We start from the raw sequence: 19422 nt of genomic DNA on the forward strand, positions 1-19422 counted from the left end.
CTCATTCTCATGATTCATCTAAAGTCCAAGGAAGAAATTGAACTGATGCGTATCAGCGCAAGACTAGTCAGCCAGACCCTCGCCGAGATCGCCACCATGCTCAAACCTGGAATTACCACCCTGCAACTCGATCAGAAGATCGCTGAGATCATCCATAGCTATGACGCTACCCCCTCATTCCTCGGTTTCCACGGATACCCCTTCAACAGCTGCACCTCCGTGAACGATGTGGTGGTACACGGCTTTCCCAATAAAACAGAACTGAAAGACGGTGATATCATCTCCGTTGACATTGGTGTTTATAAGAACGGTTTCCATGGAGACCATGCCTATACCTTCGCCATCGGCGATGTGCGCGATGAACTCATGCAGCTCATCCGCGTTACCAAAGAATCCCTCTACAAAGGCATCGAGAAAGCCGTTGCCGGAAACAGGGTAGGTGATATCGGTTTCGCCATCCAGGAACATACCGAAAAGAAATACGGCTACGGCGTAGTCCGTGAGCTCGTAGGGCATGGCCTCGGTAAAAAAATGCACGAAGACCCGCAGGTCCCTAATTATGGCAAACGCGGAAGCGGTGCCGTGATGAAAGAAGGACTGGTGCTGGCTATTGAACCGATGATCAACCTGGGCGTGAAAGATGTGTATACGGAGGAAGATGGATGGACCATCAGGACGAAAGACCATAAATGCTCAGTGCACTTTGAGCACGATGTGGCCGTCATGAAAGGGAAGGCGGATATATTATCGGACTATAGTATCATTGAAGCTGCGGAGAATGCGAATGGAGAGTTGAAGAAAGAGGCGGCAGCGGTTTAATAAAATATTTGTGAGGCGCTTCGGGAGGAGCGCCTTTTTTCTTTAGGCTCGGTGGCGAAGGAGGATATGAAAGGCGGGCTGTAAAACATACCCACACCTGTTTGTTCTTTTATGGGCTTTGGAGGGGAATGTTGAGCTGTGGTAAGATGATGAGCTTTGGGATCGTATGTTTTGAAGGCCCTTTTTTCATATCCTTCCTTCGCCAGTGCACACTGATAAGGCGGGATTTTTTCTTGCACGCTGATTGATACGCTTCGCCCGATAATGGGGAAGAGGGAGAGGGGGAACAGGTGCGTCAGCAAGATGAACGGTGGCAGGAGGCGTGGGCGTTGAAAATGGTTTTTTATTCAGCAGATTAAATATTTGAGATTTGGGAACTAAACAATTGATAGTGATAGGAGGCGGTGCAGCAGGATTTTTCTGCGCCATCAATGCTGCGAGACTGCATCCGGAGCTGAAAGTTCTGTTGCTGGAGAAGAGCTCCAAAGTGCTCTCCAAAGTGAAAGTCAGTGGGGGAGGGAGATGCAATGTTACCCACCAGTGTGATTCCATCAGCGAGATGATGAAGAAGTATCCGAGAGGAGGCAATTTTGTGAAGAAGGCTTTCCATCATTTTTTCACGAAGGATACCATCGCGTGGTTCAATGAACGGGGCGTGGAGCTGAAGACCGAAGCCGATAACAGGGTGTTTCCCGTTACCGATTCTTCACAGACCATCATCGATTGCCTGGTTGCTGAACTGAACAGGTATGAAGTGGAGCTATGGATGAATACGGATATTAAAGAGATTGTTGTTAATAAAGATAATGATGCAGATACTGCAGGCACTTCAAAATCACCACGTTTTCAGCTGAAGTCAGCTGACGGAAAGATCTTTGAGGCGGACGCTGTATGTGTGGCCTGTGGCGGTTTTCCGAAGAGCAGCATGTTTGAGTGGCTGCGGCAGCTGGGACATAGTATTGAAGAACCTGTGCCTTCGCTCTTTACTTTCAATATGCCAAACAATCCTATTACCGGCCTTATGGGGGTATCTGTTCCCGATGCGCAGGTAAGGATCACCGGTAGTAAACTGAGCTCGTCTGGGCCATTGCTGGTTACCCATTGGGGCATGAGTGGACCGGCCATTCTCAGGCTCTCTGCCTGGGGAGCCCGCGAACTGGCAGCAGTAAATTATCATTTCACGGCCGTAGTGAACTGGGTGACTGCTTTCAATGAGAGCAGCATGCGTGATGAGATCCAGCACCTGCGTTTTGAACATGCTTCTCAAAAGATAGGACAGCGCAATCCATTCCAGTTGCCGCAAAGGCTTTGGGACTACCTGTTGCAGCAATCGGACATCAAGCCTGACTCCCGCTGGGCGGACCTGCCTGCCAAAGAGCAGAATAAGCTCATCAAAAACCTCTGCGCACAGGAACATTCTGTAAAAGGGAAAACAACCTTCAAGGAAGAATTTGTAACGGCAGGGGGTATACGCTTGAATGAAGTGGATGCCGGTACCATGCAGAGCAAACTGGTGCCTGGCCTCTATTTCGCAGGAGAGATCCTTGACGTGGATGGCATTACCGGTGGCTTCAACTTCCAGCATGCCTGGACGAGTGGCTTCATCGCCGCCCAACTCATCCCACAAAAGATTAAATAAAATCCCACAGGTGTGGGTATGTTTTACAGCCCTGCCTTACACACCCACCATTCGCCAGAGAAAATAAAAAAAGTGAACGAAGCCTCAAACCCCGTTCACTTCTTCTTTTCCAACAGTCTTATACGGCGGCAGCCACCTTTGTTGAAGCCAGCCTTCTGTGATAATTCACCTGGCCGATATGATAGTTCAGGTGCCCCAGCAGGTACACCAGGAAATGTTCTGTAGAACATGGTTCCGCCAGTACCACGATGGGATATTGCATCTCCAGCGTTTTCTTGCTCAGCTGCTCGAGGGTGTCGCGAACGCTCATCTTGGTAGCTTCCACTTCATCCAGCAATTTCTTTTTCGTGATATTCTTCAGCGAGAATTCAGCATCACGGTTGCGCACATAACCGGAATCATTCAGCACGGCTCCGAGGAAATGCTGCAGATTACCGTTCAGATGCAGACAGAGGTTTCCTCCTGGATTATTGATCCCTTCCAGCGGGATCCATAAACTGGCATCGTCAGGATACTGATTGATTTCTTCTGCGAGTTTCGTAAGCCCTTCTTCAAAAAGTTGAATCAAGATCGGTGTGATCATAACAATTATTGATTAGAAAATTGGCCCTAAAAGTAGTGAGAAAACAGTTTTAGGTGGTAGTATTTTTGTAAAAATAATAATGCACAAGGGTAGGATTTGTACAAAAATATTTGCATTCCTTACCTGAGGATCAGTGTTTTACGGTAGCAAAAAAACGCCCCGAATCCAGTATTTTCCCATATTTTGACGTATCTTTGCTGCCCCGAATCAAAAACCTTCGGGTATTTATCATGTTTCAGAATTTCATTGTTAAACAACTTAACGCTGATGCACAGGAGTCTTCTGCTACCACAGAAGCTACAGCGACAACAAATGTACCTGCGCAACCGCAGCCTGTTGTGGAAGACGCAGGTGCGCATGACGATTTTGACTGGAGTATCGACAAACGCAATGTTGCTACTTACAGCAAAGAAGAGAAATTGAAGTATGACTCTGTTTACGAAGGCACTTTCAAAGCGGTTTCCGATGGTGAACTGGTGAAAGGTCTCGTAGTGGCTATGACCAAAACAGACGTTGTGATCAACATCGGATTCAAATCCGACGGTCTGGTTTCTCTCAACGAATTCCGTGACCTCGCCAACCTGAAAACAGGTGACGAAGTTGAGGTAATGGTTGTAGAAAAAGAAGACAGGGATGGTCACCTCAACCTCAGCCGCAAACAGGCGCGTATCACACGTGCATGGGAGCGCATCGTGGAAGTTCACAAGACTGGCGAAGTTATCACCGGTACTGTTACTTCTAAAACGAAAGGCGGTCTGATCGTAGACGTATTCGGAATGGAGACCTTCCTGCCCGGTTCTCAGATCGACGTTAAGCCTGTTACTGATTACGATCAGTTCGTGGGTAAGACTATGGAGTTCAAAGTGGTTAAGATCAACGAGGCTATCAAGAACGCTGTAGTATCTCACAAAGCCCTCATCGAAAGCGATATCGAAGCACAACGTGCAGAGATCATGAGCAAACTCGAAAGAGGTCAGGTTCTGGAAGGAACTATCAAGAATATCACCGACTTCGGAGCATTCATGGACCTCGGCGGTCTGGACGGTCTGCTGTATATCACCGATATCAGCTGGGGTCGTATCAGCCACCCAAGCGAGGTGCTGAAGCTGGATCAGAAACTGAAGGTTGTAGTTCTCGACTTCGACGACGAGAAGAAACGTATCAGCCTCGGTCTGAAACAACTGACTCCTCACCCATGGGATATCCTGCCCGAATCTGTGCATGAAGGTGCAGTAGTGAAGGGTAAAGTGGTGAATATCGAAGACTACGGTGCATTCCTCGAAATCATGCCTGGTGTTGAAGGTCTGGTTCACGTAAGTGAGATCACATGGGCCAACACACCGATCAACGCCAAAGAGTTCTTCAAACTGGGCGATGAGTATGAAGCGAAAGTGGTTACCCTGGACAAGGACAATCGCAAAATGAGCCTGTCTATCAAGCAAATGAGCGAAGATCCCTGGACTACCATCGAAACCAAATTCCCAGAAGGAAGCCGTCACAACGGTCTCGTTAAGAACATCACTCCTTACGGTGTGTTCGTTGAACTGGCTCCCGGCATCGGCGGTATGATCCATATCTCCGACCTCAGCTGGCTGAAACGCTTCAACCACCCATCTGAGTACACTAAAGTTGGTGAGCACATCGACGTGGTGATCCTCGGAATCGATAAAGAGAACCGCAAACTCCAGCTCGGACACAAACAACTGGAAGAAGATCCCTGGAATGCACTGCAGGATACATTCGCTGTAGGCTCAGTGCACGAAGGAACTATCATCCGTCGCGACGACAAGGGTGGTATCGTTCAACTCCCTTACGGACTCGAAGGATTTGCTCCTAACCGTCACCTCCAGAAGGAAGATGGTAAAGGAATGGTTGCTGACGAAACAGGTCAATTCATGGTGATCGAATTCGATCGCAATGAAAAACGCATCGTTGTTTCTCACACACGCCTTTGGGAGCAATCCAAAGTAGAAGAGAAAGAAGCTGCGCGCAAAGAAGCTAAAGCTGCATCTGATACTACCAAGAAAGCCGTTAAGAATATCCAGAACAAGGTAGAAAAAACTACCCTGGGTGACCTCGGCGCTCTGGCTGAAATCAAAGAAAAGCTGAAGCAGGAAGAAAAGCAAAGCGGCGACGCTCCTCAGCAATAATTGAACTCATTCAATTATACACAGGCCGTTACGAAAGTAACGGCCTTTTTTTCTGTATGGGCTACCACACAAAAAGCAGTAAAAGGGATTGCAGATCACAACTGTAATGAGTAATTTTACATACCAGCCCAATCATTTAATCTGAAAAAGATGAAAATTACCCGTCTGCTCATTTTGGGCTTCCTGTTCATTGTAAATATGTCCTGCGAAAAAGATTCAGATGATACCGGCCCCCAACCGGAATTTGCAGATGCTTACCTCTCTGAATTGCAATACATGCACTGGAAAGTGAACATTTCTTACAACGAAGAAAAAATGCCCGATACCATCTATCAGACAACTTTTCAGGTAGTAGTGCCGGATTCAATTAAATTGGAAATTATCCCGCAATACTATCCTGATCATATCTTCTTAACTGCACACCAGATAGACAGAACAACTGGAAATAAAAAGTTGCATTATTATCGCAGCATATGGAAAGACAATAATGGAAATCTTGTCACAGATTCCGTTTTCACTTTCCCCCCTGGGAAAAAAGGCGGTGATACCAGCGTATCATTAAGGAGTTTTGAGAACGGAAGAATGATGGATTACCGGATTGGCACCCATTTCAGGCAGGATTATGCATATACTGCTGACGGTAATATGCTTTTCAGAAACTGGAGTGAAAGCCGGGAGTACCAGGATGATTTTGTTACCTACACAGGGGTGTTTTCCAACAGAAGAAATGTTTTTCAACGGAATTATATGGGGATGTTCCTGGTAGTGATACTGGGGGATATGATGGATCATTCCAGCCAGTTATTGTCTGATCATTATCCGGAGACAATAGAAGACCGTGCTCTTCTGGTGTCCAAAATTCCTGGGCGAATAGGGTATACTTATGAAAATATCAGGAAACATACATTCAAATATGAATATAATGCCGCCGGTTTACCTGAAAGCTGTATCTATTCCTGGAAGGGTGATGGAGTGCACCGGGACCCATCGGGTAACATCGTTAACCGTGATACCGTTTATCCTCCCCCTCCGGTACTTACCAGATTCAGATTCATCAAATTGTAGGGTGAAGAATCAGGGAATTTTCCTCATCAGCTGAACTTTCAATAGCCAGATTTTGTAAATTCATTCTATAAAACCTCCAAGTATGATATCCAGCAAAATTGAAGAAGCGCTCAACCGGCAGATCGATCTCGAAGGATTCTCCTCCAACTATTACCTGGCTATGGCATCATGGGCTGAAGTAAAAGGTTATAAAGGTGTGGCACAGTTCCTCTATCATCACTCCGATGAAGAGCGTATGCATATGCTGAAATTGGTCAGCTATATCAACGACCGCGGAGGTCATGCCATTGTACCTGCATTTGCAGCTCCTCAGAAAGATTTCCAGAACATCCGTGAAATATTCGATATCGTACTTTCGCATGAGGTAAAAGTTTCCAACGAGATCAATGCACTGGTTGCACTCTGTATCCAGGAAAAAGATTACACCACGCACAACTTCCTGCAATGGTATGTAACTGAGCAGATCGAAGAGGAAAGCCTCGCACGTACCGTGATCGATAAGCTCAACCTGATCGGTGAAGATAAGGGGGGTATGTACCTGTTCGACCGAGACCTCGGCAATATGCCGGGAGAAGGCGCGAAAGGCGGACATGGCAAACGTTGATAATCACGCAAAACACTATAAAAGAGGCAGCTCCCGGAGCTGCCTTTTTTTGTTCGTACCCGAAATGGGACGATCCATACACTTATTTAAAGGAATTATTAAGCCTGCGCTCAGATATTGTTACATATTACCGGAATGCCCTACCTTAGCAGTCCCAAACCCGCTCAGGAACCCCCTTATCTGAACCCCTCCACCTTCAGTAGCAGCAGTACGGTTAAGTCTGATTAGCACTCATTACCTCATGTCTGGTCTCCGGTTATCCGAAGATTGATCATGCTCAAACTCTATTGTTATGAAAGACGAAAGCACAAAAAAGGAAAGCTCTGTCAGGCCTTTATACCTGTTCATCGCCATCATCTTCATTATTTTCTTTTTTCACTATTGCGGCAGTACGCATTAGTATTACAGGGATTCGATAAGATCAGTTGTTACTTCTTCCAGGGAGCGCAGTTTGATATCGGCAGCATCCCAACGTGTTTCTGCATGCTGTTCAGGAGCAGGGATCACAATACATTTCATGCGCGCGGCTTTCACAGCAATCATTCCATTGAATGAATCCTCGAAGCAGATACATTGCAGCTGTGATACCTCCAGCGCTTTAGCACAATCCAGGTAAACCTGCGGGTGTGGCTTGCCGTAAGGAAGGAATTCGGCAGAATTTATTGCATCCAGGTAATGCGCGATGCCCAGTTTCTCCACCACCACATTCACCAGCGCCATAGGAGAGGAGGTGGCAATCCCGATCTTACAGCCTTTCTGTTTGAAGAATTCGAAGATATAATTCACGCCCGGCATCGGTTTCCCATGAGCACGGATCTTTTCGATTGCTTTGCCTACAATGGAAGCTTCAGCCTTTTCTACATTTTCCATATCGATCCCGAAATAAGCAAACCAGTATTGCACCCACTCCCTGGTACGCAAGCCGGTGGTTACATGATAAAGCTCATTTTCCAGGGTAACTCCAAATTCCGCCAGCGCCTCTTTTCCTGCCTGCTCCCATAAAGGTTCGGAATCTATCAAAAGCCCGTCCATATCAAAAATTACTGCTGTAGGTCTCATAGGCGGCAAAGATACTAAAGCTATCCAAAAGCACCGGGCCGCAAGCAGCGGCCCGGTGAGTATTAACAAATATGATGTGTAAAATTATTTCAGCGCAAATACTGTATTGATCTCAAACCTCAGTTTGATCTTTTTGAAGTCTACACCCGCAGCAACGCCACCGATACCGTCTTTAGCCATGATTGAATTGGACATATAAGCCTGTGATCCCCTGTTGTACACCTGCACGGGTTCAAATGAATTATCATTTTCTATGATACTTACTGCAGCGCCTACCTGCTCATCCACCGCAGCAGCCAGGTATTGCGCTTTTTCTTTTGCAGCTTTGAGGGCCTGGATCTTCAGTTGTTTCCTGTACTCCTGCATTTTGCTGTGAGAGGTTTTAACCACCTGGAAATTCTGAGTGGCTTCGTCATCCAGCTTATTCACCAGCTCATCGATCTTGGTGCTGCTGCTGAACTTGATCTGGTAAGCAATGGAAGCCAGCAGGTCGGTGCGTTTTTTCACCTGCTTCCTGTGCCAGTAATAATCCGTGTAACCATCGTAAGAGGCTATGCTTACTGCTGAATCGGGAATGCCCACACTCTTCACCTTCGCCAGAAACTCGGATTTGATCTTTTCCAGGTCTACCTTTCCTGTTCCTTTCTTTTCATATTCCTTCAGTTCAATCTGCACATATATTTCGTCAGGAACGATTTCAATTTCTGCGCTTCCCGTTACTGTGATGGTTTTAGGGAACGGATTTACTACAGGGCTTTGCGCAAATACTCCCGTCGTGATGATCATTAATGCACTGATTGCGATTATCCTTTTCATATACTTTGATTTTATACCTGATGGATGTGAAAATAAAACGGATTACATACGAAACATGCTTTTTAAACGTATATATCTTCTTTCTTAACAATTCATTAATTTCGATACCAGCCCAAACAAGCAGACAATGAGTCCATTCTGGGAAAAGATAAAACATATCAGTTTAGTACGCAAGCTCATCTACATGATAGTGGGGATCATCACTTATCCCGGACTAGCCCTTGTGAACAAACTCAGCATCAGTGGTACCGAACATATTGCCGGCCTGCCGCGTAAAAAAGTATTGTTCGTGAGCAATCATCAGACCTACTTTGCCGATGTGATCACCTTCCTGCATATTTTCTGTGCTGTCAAATGGAGGAAGAAGAACAAGCTCGGCGTTCCTTACTATCTCATCAATCCCTTCTCCAATGTATATTATGTGGCTGCTGAAGAAACCATGCGCGCTTCCTTTGTAAGTAAACTGTTCACGGTGGCCGGCGCTATAACGGTGAAGCGCACCTGGAATAAGAATGCAGTAACAGAAGGTCAGAAAGGCCTCGATGTATCAGATACGCGCAAGATCACCAAAGCCCTGGATAATAACTGGGTGATCACTTTCCCTCAGGGTACCACAAAAGCTTTTTCTCCCGGCAGGAAAGGAACGGCGCTGATCATAAAAATGGCCAGGCCGGTAGTGGTACCTGTTGTGATCAACGGTTTCTGGCGTGCCTTTGATAAAAAAGGACTGAAGTTCAAAAAGAAAGGAACCCTGCTTACAGTCCGGTTCAAGGAACCATTGCAGATAGATTACGATGCACCTGCGGAAGAGATCCTGCAACAGGTGATGGTGGCCATCGAGCAGAATAAAGAACGGCAGTTCAAACATCCGAAACAGGAACAGAAGCCTGAATAAAAAAACTCCGCAGTGATCAGTTACTGCGGAGTTTTCTTTTTATGCCGATCTGATTATTTCACGTTGGGCTGAAACAGTGCTTTCAGTTCTGTGGCATCATCGGGTTTCATCTTACCACCGAGGATGAGGCGGAGCTGTCTTCTTCTCAGTGCCCCTTCGAAGAGGAATTTCTCTTCTTCCGTTTCAGGGATCAGTTGTGGTACAGGACGGGATTTACCGTTCGGGTCCAGTGCTACAAATGTGTAATAAGCTTCGTTACTTTTGTATTTATATTGCTGTATGGCATCTTCGCCCCATACGCGCATATGCACTTCCATGGAGGAGTTGAAAGCGCGGGAGACCCTTGCTTCGATATGTACCACGTTGCCGAGTTTGATCGGGTTTTCGAAAGAGATATTATCCACTGAGGCTGTTACCACGGGAGCCGCGCAATGTTTCATGGCTGCCAGGGCTGCAGCGATATCCATCCAGTACATCAGTCGTCCACCCATCAGGTTACCAAACATATTCGTATCGTTCGGCAGCACCAGTTCCGTCATCACCACGTACGACTCTTTAGCGGTTTTCGCTTTTCGTTCCATTTCTAAAATTTTGGCAAAGATATCACCTAGATGATAACGTTTGTTAGTTTTTTAAGGAAGTTCTCATCGGCATCGGCTCCAATGCCATGCCCGGTGGGCGTTTCAACAAAAAAGCCGTTGTATTTCACGCCGCCGGTCACGGGATCTTCCTGGTGGCCGAGCATGCAGGTGTCCATATCGTAAAACACCACGTTGGGGTGGGCCAGGGCAAAATGGGCAAAGGCAGTGAGCGCCACGCGGCTTTCGAGCATGCCGCCCATCATGCAGGGAATGCCGGATGCTTCGCAGACCTGGTTGATCTTCATGGCTTCGAGGATCCCGCCTGATTTGGCGAACTTGATATTTACATAATCACAGGCATCTGCCTTGATCAGCCTGATGGCATCATGATGATTGAACACACTTTCGTCGGCCATGATCTTTACGGGAGAGGCCTTTCTGAGGTCGGGCAACAGCGGGTCGTTCCAGGCACGCATAGGTTGCTCACAGAACTGGATATCGTAACGCCCTAGCTCATTGAGCGCGAAAACAGCATCTTCATAACTCCATCCCTGGTTGGCATCGATGCGGAGACCGGTGGATGGCCCCACGGCTTCCCTGATCTGGCGGATCCTTTCCACATCTTCCTTTGCATCCCTGCCCAGTTTTACCTTGATGATGCGTACACCACGACCAATAAAATCAATGGCTTTGGCGGCCATAACTTCCGGCGTATCTATACCGATGGTGAGATCGGTTTCCAGCTCTTTGTTGCCGCCGCCAAGGTAATCGGTAAGTGATTGCCCCGCCTTCTTCGCGGCCAGGTCGAACAGGGCCATATCGAAGGCGCTTTTGATAGTGGCATTGAAGGCCGTGAAGGCATGCAGTTCATTCATACGCGCCAGGATATCGGTGGCATCCTTGCCTTTCCACAGCGTGGCAAAATCCTTCGCCATTTCAAAACAGGTAGCCTGTGTTTCACCCACGATCATGGGAAAAGCAGAGCATTCCCCCACACCATAAATGCCCGCATCCGTATGAACGCGGATAAAAATATTCTGCGCGTAATGCATTGTACCCGTTGCAATAGTGAAGGGGTGCATGGGGATGCTGAACTTCCAGATTTCGGTCTTGGTGATGGTCATGATAGTATGAAATGGGCTGAAAGATAACAAAAATTGTCCTGTTTAACTTCCTGTTGCAGAAGGCGGAACAAGTCATTGTTTTCTTCGATTTCTTTGCCTTACATTTGCGCCTAACATTCGTTAGCAGACTATGGATAACTCCGCACCGGCAATATCTTTCGACAATACAGAATATGCGTTTGCCTACAAGAGCGATAAAGAACTCAAGAAAGCGAAATTCCTTTTTTCAAGTATGGGCATCGGGAGCCTCGTGAGGATCGGTACCAGGCTTACACCATGGGCTATCAGGGTGGGGCTTCCGATCAAGGGCCTGATCCGCAACACTATTTTCCGTCAGTTCGTTGGTGGAGAAACCCTGGCTGAAACGGCTGTTGTGGCCAATAAGCTGGGAGAGTTCAATGTGCAGGTGATCCTGGATTACGGGGTGGAAGGAAAGGAGGGCGAAGAGAATTTCGATCATGCTACTGAAGAATTCATCCGCGTTATAAAATATGCTTCCACGCAACGTACCATGCCGTTCATGAGCATCAAGGTGACCGGTTTTGCGCGTTTTGCACTGCTGGAGAAACTGGATGCTGCAGCTACTGACCGCAGCGGTTACCTGGGTATGGTGCATACGGAAGTATTGAACGACGCTGAGAAGGCGGAATGGGAGCGTGTGGTAAAACGCATGGAACGTATTATCAGTGCCGCTGCTGAATCAAAGATCGGTGTGCTGGTAGATGCCGAAGAAACATGGATCCAGGATCCGGTGGATGCGCTTACCATGCAGATGATGGAGAAATACAATCGCGGCAGGGTAGTGGTGTTCAACACAATTCAGTTGTATCGTCATGATCGTCTGCAATTCCTGAAAGACAGTTTTAATCAGACGCAACAACGCTTCGTTCTTGGCGCCAAACTGGTGCGCGGAGCTTATATGGAAAAGGAACGAAGGCGTGCAGAAGAAATGGGGTATCCTTCTCCCATTCAGCCCGACAAAGCAAGCAGCGACAAGGATTACAACGAAGCCGTTGAATTCTGTCTCCATCATATCGATCAGATCTCATTGATCGTGGCATCACACAATGAGTACAGCAACCTGCGCGCCACACAGCTGCTGGATGAGAAGAAGATCCCGCATAATCACCCGCATGTACATTTTTCACAGCTCTACGGAATGAGCGATAATATCACTTTCAACCTGGCGAAAGCTGGTTTTGCTGTAAGCAAGTACCTGCCTTTCGGACCTATCGGGGATGTTATTCCCTACCTGATGCGCAGGGCGCAGGAGAATTCTTCTGTATCCGGACAAACGGGAAGGGAACTGGGGCTGATCAGGAAAGAAGTGGAAAGAAGAAAGCTCAACTGATCTTCACGCAACTATAAACAGCAAGCCGTATGGGATATCCATACGGCTTTTTTGTGCGTTTACTGATTAGCGTTATTTCAATTTGTCAGTGAAGAATCTGATAGTTCTTTCCCAGGCAAGTTTGGCGGCAGCTTCATTGTAACGAGGGCCGGCAGTATCGTTATGGAAGGCATGCTGTGCGCCTTCGTACATATACAGTTCGTAGCTGGTGCCTGCTTTTTTCAGCGCTTCTTCATAAGTGGCGATACCGGCATTTACGCGTTCGTCCATTTGGGCATAATGCAGCTGTACTGCGGCTTTGATCTTTGGCACATCGGCAGCGTCCGGTTGTCTGCCATAGAAAGCAACAGCGGCTTTTAATGCGGGTACATGAACGGCCAGCTGGTTGCTCATGGCGCCTCCCCAGCAAAAGCCTACGCAGCCAAAGTGTCCGTTGCAGTCTTTGAGTGTTTTGAGATAATCGAAAGCTTTTATAAAATGCTGGAGATTTTTGGCCATGTCGAGTTTTCCGATGAGGTCGCGGGCCTGGTCGGCATCGGCTGGGGTACCTCCGGATTCCGATAAAGCATCGGGCGCCAGGGCGATAAAACCTGCATTGGCCACTCTTCTTGTAACATCTTCAATGTGCGGGTTGAGGCCACGGTTCTCATGGATCACTACCACGGCGGCATATTTACCGGGTTTGGATGGCTTGGCGAGATAGCCCTTCATGGTGATATCACCGGTAGGGTAGGTGATCCTTTCCGTGATGATCCCGTTGCCGGATTCAGGAACGGTGGTGGCGGCATCGTATTTCACTTCCAATTGTGCCAGGGTGGAGAGAGCGGCGGTCATGCTGCCGGTGAGCAGAGCCAGGCGTTTGATGAAGTCATCGCGTTTCAATGGCTTGTGGGTGTACTCGTCAAAGAGATTAATGATCTTCTGATCCATGGTTAATGATTGATTGGTGAGCAATGAAGAAGGCTGACTTAAAGTTATTGCATATTTTGAATGCAAAGGTCAGAGGCAGGAAATAGGATTCATCCGGCAGAAAAAAATAAAAGTGGATCAGGAAATGCGTTAAGGTTCAGCAGTTGCGGAAAATTTCTTAACCTTGTGATCCGAAGGGTTTTTAGCTCAGTTGGTTCAGAGCGCTGCTTTGACAGAGCAGAGGTCACCGGTTCGAGCCCGGTAAAACCCACACTACAAAGCTTCACACTGGTGAGGCTTTTTTGTTGCCTCAAAATCAACTTGCCAGGCTATTTTACCCCAGCAACTTCAGGCATATATATAACAATGAAATGGCTTTTGAGACAACATGGACTATATTGCAACATCTTCAATGGATTTGCTGATAAACGGGTTTCCAATAGATATGCTGCTTCTATTTGCAGGTGTTATTAAGCAAGAAAGTCCGTATGGGGTATATGGTGAACCTTTACTCTTTACTTCTTCGCATCATTCCTGATCCGACGCTTCAAGTGGAGCTAAAAGATACTTCTCCACCCACAAGGGAATTGCATCATCAGTTTCAATGAATACTTCCTTGCCATCAACAACCTCTGCTATAAGCTTATATTCGGTTCCTGAATTGTCAAAAACAAAGCATCGGTGGCAATGGGCGACCATTTGAGCTAATAATTCATTAGACCGGAAATAGCGCTCCTCGATCTTATCAGGAGGCACGTCATGGCCTCCTTTAGCAACCCTGGATGCTACACGCCCTTTGTTTATTGAAGGATCTTCGGTAGAAACGAAATAAAGATAGTTTTTAAAACCGGCAGCTTTTGCAGCTTGGAGTGTCTCCAGCTTAGAAGGGTGTGACATTACTGTTTCGAAAGAGAATGTTTCACCCTTTGAAATCAAAAGACCACGAAGATATTCGGCAATTAAAGCTGCTTCATATGAGTTGGTATTCTGACCGATCACCAACACATTGTCACTAAAAGTGAGTTCAATATTGAACCCTTCTTTCTTTGCCTTAACTAGCAAAGTGGATTGTGAAAGATAATCACTAAAATGAAGTGATGTAGAGCTGAGGCCATAATCTGCCAGATTGAGAAATTTTTGTTGCTTACATTTCTTCTCAATTTCATCTGCATTTATATAAGCTCCGGTTCTGACTTGCTTTTGTATTTCTCCTATGATTGTGCTTTTGCCTGAGCCATTGGGGCCAGCAAAAACCCGCATTCTAGGAACGAATTGCTTTTCGGGCATGGAGTACTGTTCCTTTAGTGAATTTACGCTGTGCTGTAGTGGGAAGCTCACGAACAATAAGCTCTGTCCCATCGGCCTGTTTGGCGACGACTTTATTACCATGGAGGTAAGTAGTGGCGATGCCTAAGGCTTTATTCTCATTGATTGCATTAAAAGCAGCAGACCTGCCAAGGGTAACAAGAAAAACCTTTCCCTTTGCCTCTTCAAACTCAATTGGAAACTGTCTAGATCGGATGACTATGCGCGCTCGTTTTATTCCTCTTTTGGAATGATCGACAGTTACCTTGCCTGCCCTATTTGTATTGATATTGCCTTCTCTTTTCATCACGTAACTGTTAAAATTCAATACAATATACGCAAAATGCCTTAATAATATTCAAACTGCTAATGATTGACTGCTCATCTAGTTTCAGTCTCAATTACTTTCAGGCTAAGGCTTGTATGGCAAGTATTTGTCTGTTAATACCTTAAATTGATAAATACGTGCGAATAGAGCCTTTATTCGGTTCGACAATTCTCCGGCAGACTCCACAGAATAGGTAAAGCCCTGCATTGCAGGGCTTTATTTTTTTATGCCTACCGGATGGTCGAACCAATAGAACTTACACTATCAGAGTCTAGGATAGGTAAGCTTAGTATCGCTCATTAGGATAAGTCCTTCTCCCTATTGTCGTGAAACTTTTGATTACATTTCTAAAAAGAATTACTAGCTCTATTATCCCTTGAGGTAATTATTTAATAAAGTTCTGAGTTCACTGGCAACATTTTCCGCCATCAGTGGAGTAATTCCATGACTTGGGGTTATTCCCTGTGCTGAGTTAAACGAATCTTGCTCTATTTTCTCTAATTCGAAAAACACCTTAGTAAATTCTCCTTTTGGGCTTTTATTTACAACATTATACTTTATAAGCTTTTGATCATCGTATTGGTACATTTCTTTTGTGAGGTGTTCTTTATATAAGTCAAGATTCGGATGAATAAATTTATAGTTATTAGTATCTGCAGCAAGCTCAGTGGAAATATCCGGATTGATTAAAAACAAGATTTTATCCTTTTTTATTTCCATATTACAGCGTTTGCAAGAAACACTTAGATTAAAAGGTTCAAACATGTAATCTCCATAAATAACTTTTGGAAGTACGTGTTCAATATCTAATACCATATTGAATTCATCTGTCGTATCTCGTCTACAATAACAGCAGTTTTCATTCAGAATACCACGATAATGATTTTTTATTTTCCGTTTGACAGGGGCAAGTAAAGGATTTTCCCATATTTCTCCTCCCATAGATATAGCGTTCTTAATTATCAGCACATCGGCATCTTGTAATATAAACATACCAGCCTTATAATTATATTTGAGATGATTCGTTATCTCTTTCGACAATTTTAACTGCCAACTCTTTGACTCCATCTAACATTTTGACTTGATCAGGGTCAAAACTCTCCTTTTTTAATTCTTCAATACGAAGCTCTATTGCATCAAAGGTTGTCTCTTTAAGAGCTAACTTATTAAGCAGTTCTATGACATAATTCGACAGGTATCTATTTTTAGGAGTAACCACACTAAAATAGTCAATAAATGCCTCTTCAATATTTACCGGTTCTTTAGTTTTAAGAAAATATTCTGAAGCCTTGCATTCAAAAACTTTTGTTTTGGAATTTGTAATTTCTGCCCCGGTGACAATCAGTGCTGAATGTGTTGCAACTACTATTTTCGGTTGATATAGGTAGAATAATTCGAGTATGATTTTGACGTAATCTTTTTGCCAAGATGGGTGAAGGCTATTTTCAGGTTCATCAATCAAGATAGCCGCTTGGGGTTCAATTGTAGCCGTCAGGTAGATAATCGAACTGATAAAACTTAACTCACCTGAACTTGCTTCAAATAGAGATATGCTTTCACCATTTTTCCTCAAGTGAATTTTGATTCCTCCTAAGATCTTATGTTTTTTTAAAAGCTTCTCCCACTTAAATAACAACAAAAGAGATGAGAGATCAATTTCTTTAAACGAATAGTCATCAACATGCAGCCATATAATTTGTTGATCATATGAATTCGACTTATATAATATTGAAGTTACCTCTAGGAAATCTTCTTCATTCAGCGAATTTCTTAGTGTTTCTATAAGGTCAATTTCATCCCAGTATATTACTTCCCCTGGCAATCTTTCAAAACCTAAAACTGAATCATATCCAATATATTCTAAAGCTTTCGATGCATTTTTTATCTTTTGTAAATCTACAAACCCATTCCCATGTTCAATTGCATTATAATGAAAACGGTCTCTAAAATAAGTAATGCGTCTAAACAATAAAGCCCTTATTGCAGTTTTTGCTTTTGATCTTCCGCCTCGATCACGCAATAAATGTAGATTCCTACGAGACTGGTCAGGAAATTTGTCATAAATCGAATTTGATATTGCAATAACTTTTTTGTCTATCAATAAGAACTGTTCTGACAGTAATCGTAACATGTAACTTTTGCCGCTACCGTTTTCCCCAATTAATATAGAAACATCCCCCTCACTATCTTCGCTATTCACAAGCTCTCCCAGCAGTTCTAAAAAATACATATTGTTAATTTACTTTAATAAATTTTTGATGTATTTAAACCAGAGTCCGAGTTTACAATATAAAAATATTAATATCAATGTCAAATAGATTTTGAATTTTTGACATAGGCTAGTGAGTTAGGATAATTTACATTTCATATTCCAATTATAGACAAACAGCCCTGATTATAAGGCCATTTGTGTGTATTTTACATTAAGAGGTTCGCTTTACACATCAACCACGTAATATGGAAGAATGCGCTGGTTGAATTGATCCATTTGCTTATAAACCAGCGATTAAACTCTCTCCATTAGTCGGCAAATAAAGCCTGATAACCTGCTGATGAAGTTATATTATATCCACCTTTAAGGATATTTATAGTTGTTCCGGCTGAACGCCTTCCTTACCGTCTCGACTCACCGGCAATGCGTCATTTAGAGTTGCCGGCCGTAATGCATCGTAAGCATTGGAGCCGATAACTCCATTTTTACCTTTTCTATTCATATGCTTGCCAGAGCCCCTAATACCGATTAAATAAACCTCTTCTTATGCTACTTTTTTAATATGCCAAGGCTGTGCCTTGTTAATTCTTGACCTGGTCATTTGTAATTGTGAATTAAAAAGATAATTGAAAGAATTATTGCAATATGCCTCACCTGTTCAAATTTTGGAAGCTGGTCTGGCCAGCAAAGGTTTAACCCTTTTAAATTCCTGTCAAGTATTTGTCAATTAATAACTTTAGTTGAAAAATGCGAGTGAATAGTTTCTTTAAATGGTTCGACAATTCGCCAGCAGACTCCACAAAAGGACACTCATTGAGTGTCTTTTTGCGTTAATAGGTAATACCACGATGTGAACAGATTATCAATATCAAACGAAAACAAGCTTATATAATTTGTTGCTCAATGGCAGCCTTATCAATGACAGACCATACTTCCTTTATTTTGTTCCCGTTGAATTGATAAAATACATTTTCTGCGAACTGTACTTTATGTCCATTAACAGGAAGCTGCATAAATGTTCCAATCGGTGTACAGTTGAATGTCAATCTGCAAGCGACCAGGGAATCATTAGCCACCAGTAATTCAGGCTGGAAATAAAGATCTGGAATATCACGGTAATTCTGCTGCAGCATGGTTCGGTAACCGGCCAGGCCGATTTCCTGACCATTATAGCGCACCCGGTCATGAATAAAATGATCTAACTCGTCCCAGGCTTTCTTATTTAAACAGGCGATGTAATCACGATATATGTTGAGGAGCGTGATCATGGTTATCTTATCTTTTTTAATCCGGTTACATTCTACATCACATCCCCAGCTTGTTCATGTTCAGGGCCGTAGCGGAAGGTGTATAGCCCTGTACTTTAAACACCCGTCTGTTTCCGGGCAGGTAACTGGCTTCATTACCCCTGCGGGTATAAATAGCAAGGCCTGCCCCACCACCGGGAGCGCCAAAAAAAGGTGGAGGATAAGCTTTTACAATAGCAATATCTGTAATGGGAATATTGCTGATCTGACCGGGTGACACCCTGACTTCATCGAGGAAAAAGGTAACCGGACCTCCTCTCCATCTGGCCCGGCCGGTAGGAGAGATTTGCAGACCTGCCACCCTGCCCTGTAGGTAGTTGAAAATATTATTGAAGCCGATGGCGCCCGGGTCGTCTAAAACGCTGATGAGCCGCTCATCTGTGGAGCGGAACAGGCCGGTGACATATTCAGCGTTGAACTGCTCAGCGCGGCTTCTGGCGGTAGTCCTTACAATAACCGCTGGCAGTAAAGTGCCACGATCCGCAAACAACTTTTCGGGCGCTTCAATAGGTTTGCCCAACGTTTGCCTTACCGCCGCTGGAGGGTTGCCTACGTAGAAAGTGCGGCCAGCAACGGCCAGGGGAACGGCACTGGAGTCGAGTTGCGTACTGATACTGATATCCAGTGACTGGTCATTATATTTAGCACCAGAGAAAGCTAACAATGCATTGTCTT

18 protein-coding genes, 1 tRNA gene and 1 pseudogene are annotated in these 19422 nt (G+C 44.8%); 8 read left to right on the forward strand and 12 right to left on the reverse strand.

Annotated features, from left to right (window positions below; translation table 11 throughout):
* Positions 1-9: 9 nt before the first annotated feature.
* Both map and ACTHMC_RS09225 read left to right on the forward strand, forming a co-directional pair.
* On the forward strand, positions 10-819 hold the full coding sequence (gene map / locus ACTHMC_RS09220) for a type I methionyl aminopeptidase (RefSeq protein ID WP_440412767.1): 810 nt from the start codon (positions 10-12) through the stop codon (positions 817-819).
* 370 nt (positions 820-1189) lie between these two features.
* Positions 1190-2458 carry an NAD(P)/FAD-dependent oxidoreductase gene (locus tag ACTHMC_RS09225; RefSeq protein WP_440412768.1) on the forward strand — a complete coding sequence of 423 codons (1269 nt, stop codon included), beginning with the start codon at positions 1190-1192 and terminating at the stop codon, positions 2456-2458.
* Between the two features lie 118 nt (positions 2459-2576).
* On the opposite strand, the gene ACTHMC_RS09230 is transcribed toward ACTHMC_RS09225, so the two are convergent.
* Entirely contained in the window at positions 2577-3041 is a 465-nt protein-coding gene (locus tag ACTHMC_RS09230; protein ID WP_440412769.1) for a DUF1572 family protein, read from the reverse strand.
* A gap of 230 nt (positions 3042-3271) precedes the next feature.
* On the opposite strand from ACTHMC_RS09230, the gene rpsA reads away from it, so the two are divergent.
* The 3 genes from rpsA to ACTHMC_RS09245 all read left to right on the forward strand — a co-directional run bounded on the left by rpsA (position 3272) and on the right by ACTHMC_RS09245 (position 6860).
* Positions 3272-5191, forward strand: coding sequence for a 30S ribosomal protein S1 (rpsA, locus tag ACTHMC_RS09235; protein WP_440412770.1), 1920 nt, complete (start codon positions 3272-3274; stop codon positions 5189-5191).
* A 150-nt stretch (positions 5192-5341) separates the two neighbouring features.
* Positions 5342-6256 carry a hypothetical protein gene (locus ACTHMC_RS09240; protein WP_440412771.1) on the forward strand — a complete coding sequence of 305 codons (915 nt, stop codon included), beginning with the start codon at positions 5342-5344 and terminating at the stop codon, positions 6254-6256.
* An 82-nt stretch (positions 6257-6338) separates the two neighbouring features.
* Positions 6339-6860 carry a ferritin gene (locus tag ACTHMC_RS09245; RefSeq protein ID WP_440412773.1) on the forward strand — a complete coding sequence of 174 codons (522 nt, stop codon included), beginning with the start codon at positions 6339-6341 and terminating at the stop codon, positions 6858-6860.
* 402 nt (positions 6861-7262) lie between these two features.
* Here the strand turns inward: ACTHMC_RS09245 and hxpB are convergent, their stop codons facing one another.
* Together hxpB and ACTHMC_RS09255 are read right to left on the reverse strand one after the other, a co-directional pair.
* Positions 7263-7919: a hexitol phosphatase HxpB gene (hxpB, locus tag ACTHMC_RS09250; protein WP_440412774.1), complete on the reverse strand. Its 657-nt coding sequence runs from the start codon at positions 7917-7919 to the stop codon at positions 7263-7265.
* Between the two features lie 84 nt (positions 7920-8003).
* Positions 8004-8735 (reverse strand): SIMPL domain-containing protein, encoded by a 732-nt coding sequence (locus tag ACTHMC_RS09255; RefSeq protein ID WP_440412775.1) that lies wholly within the window; start codon positions 8733-8735, stop codon positions 8004-8006.
* 127 nt (positions 8736-8862) lie between these two features.
* Between ACTHMC_RS09255 and ACTHMC_RS09260 the strand changes: the two genes are divergently transcribed.
* Positions 8863-9630 carry a lysophospholipid acyltransferase family protein gene (locus tag ACTHMC_RS09260; protein WP_440412777.1) on the forward strand — a complete coding sequence of 256 codons (768 nt, stop codon included), beginning with the start codon at positions 8863-8865 and terminating at the stop codon, positions 9628-9630.
* A gap of 53 nt (positions 9631-9683) precedes the next feature.
* Here the strand turns inward: ACTHMC_RS09260 and ACTHMC_RS09265 are convergent, their stop codons facing one another.
* The gene (locus ACTHMC_RS09265; protein WP_440412779.1) at positions 9684-10211 is read right to left on the reverse strand and encodes an acyl-CoA thioesterase; all 528 of its coding nucleotides are present in this window, start codon (positions 10209-10211) and stop codon (positions 9684-9686) included.
* A 26-nt stretch (positions 10212-10237) separates the two neighbouring features.
* On the reverse strand, positions 10238-11365 hold the full coding sequence (locus ACTHMC_RS09270) for a mandelate racemase/muconate lactonizing enzyme family protein (protein ID WP_440412780.1): 1128 nt from the start codon (positions 11363-11365) through the stop codon (positions 10238-10240).
* A 100-nt stretch (positions 11366-11465) separates the two neighbouring features.
* Here ACTHMC_RS09270 and ACTHMC_RS09275 point away from each other — a divergent pair, with 100 nt between their 5' ends.
* The gene (locus tag ACTHMC_RS09275; protein ID WP_440412781.1) at positions 11466-12686 is read left to right on the forward strand and encodes a proline dehydrogenase family protein; all 1221 of its coding nucleotides are present in this window, start codon (positions 11466-11468) and stop codon (positions 12684-12686) included.
* A gap of 72 nt (positions 12687-12758) precedes the next feature.
* Here the strand turns inward: ACTHMC_RS09275 and ACTHMC_RS09280 are convergent, their stop codons facing one another.
* A complete protein-coding gene (locus tag ACTHMC_RS09280; RefSeq protein ID WP_440412782.1) occupies positions 12759-13616 on the reverse strand; it encodes a dienelactone hydrolase family protein in 858 nt (285 codons plus the stop codon).
* A gap of 175 nt (positions 13617-13791) precedes the next feature.
* On the opposite strand from ACTHMC_RS09280, the gene ACTHMC_RS09285 reads away from it, so the two are divergent.
* Positions 13792-13866, forward strand: a tRNA-Val gene (locus ACTHMC_RS09285).
* A gap of 257 nt (positions 13867-14123) precedes the next feature.
* Here ACTHMC_RS09285 and ACTHMC_RS09290 read toward each other — a convergent pair.
* The 6 genes and pseudogenes from ACTHMC_RS09290 to ACTHMC_RS09315 all read right to left on the reverse strand — a co-directional run.
* Positions 14124-14882: a hypothetical protein gene (locus ACTHMC_RS09290; RefSeq protein WP_440412783.1), complete on the reverse strand. Its 759-nt coding sequence runs from the start codon at positions 14880-14882 to the stop codon at positions 14124-14126.
* Entirely contained in the window at positions 14857-15207 is a 351-nt protein-coding gene (locus tag ACTHMC_RS09295; protein ID WP_440412784.1) for a hypothetical protein, read from the reverse strand. The genes ACTHMC_RS09290 and ACTHMC_RS09295 overlap by 26 nt, the downstream gene beginning before the upstream one ends.
* 390 nt (positions 15208-15597) lie before the next feature.
* Entirely contained in the window at positions 15598-16221 is a 624-nt protein-coding gene (locus tag ACTHMC_RS09300; protein ID WP_440412785.1) for a hypothetical protein, read from the reverse strand.
* A gap of 13 nt (positions 16222-16234) precedes the next feature.
* Entirely contained in the window at positions 16235-17458 is a 1224-nt protein-coding gene (locus tag ACTHMC_RS09305; protein ID WP_440412787.1) for an AAA family ATPase, read from the reverse strand.
* A gap of 866 nt (positions 17459-18324) precedes the next feature.
* Positions 18325-18708 carry an ester cyclase gene (locus ACTHMC_RS09310; RefSeq protein ID WP_440412788.1) on the reverse strand — a complete coding sequence of 128 codons (384 nt, stop codon included), beginning with the start codon at positions 18706-18708 and terminating at the stop codon, positions 18325-18327.
* Between the two features lie 37 nt (positions 18709-18745).
* Positions 18746-19422: pseudogene (locus tag ACTHMC_RS09315) on the reverse strand (hypothetical protein); the annotation flags it as partial.

This window comes from Pseudobacter sp. (assembly GCF_051955275.1).
Classification (GTDB): Bacteria; Bacteroidota; Bacteroidia; order Chitinophagales; family Chitinophagaceae; genus Pseudobacter.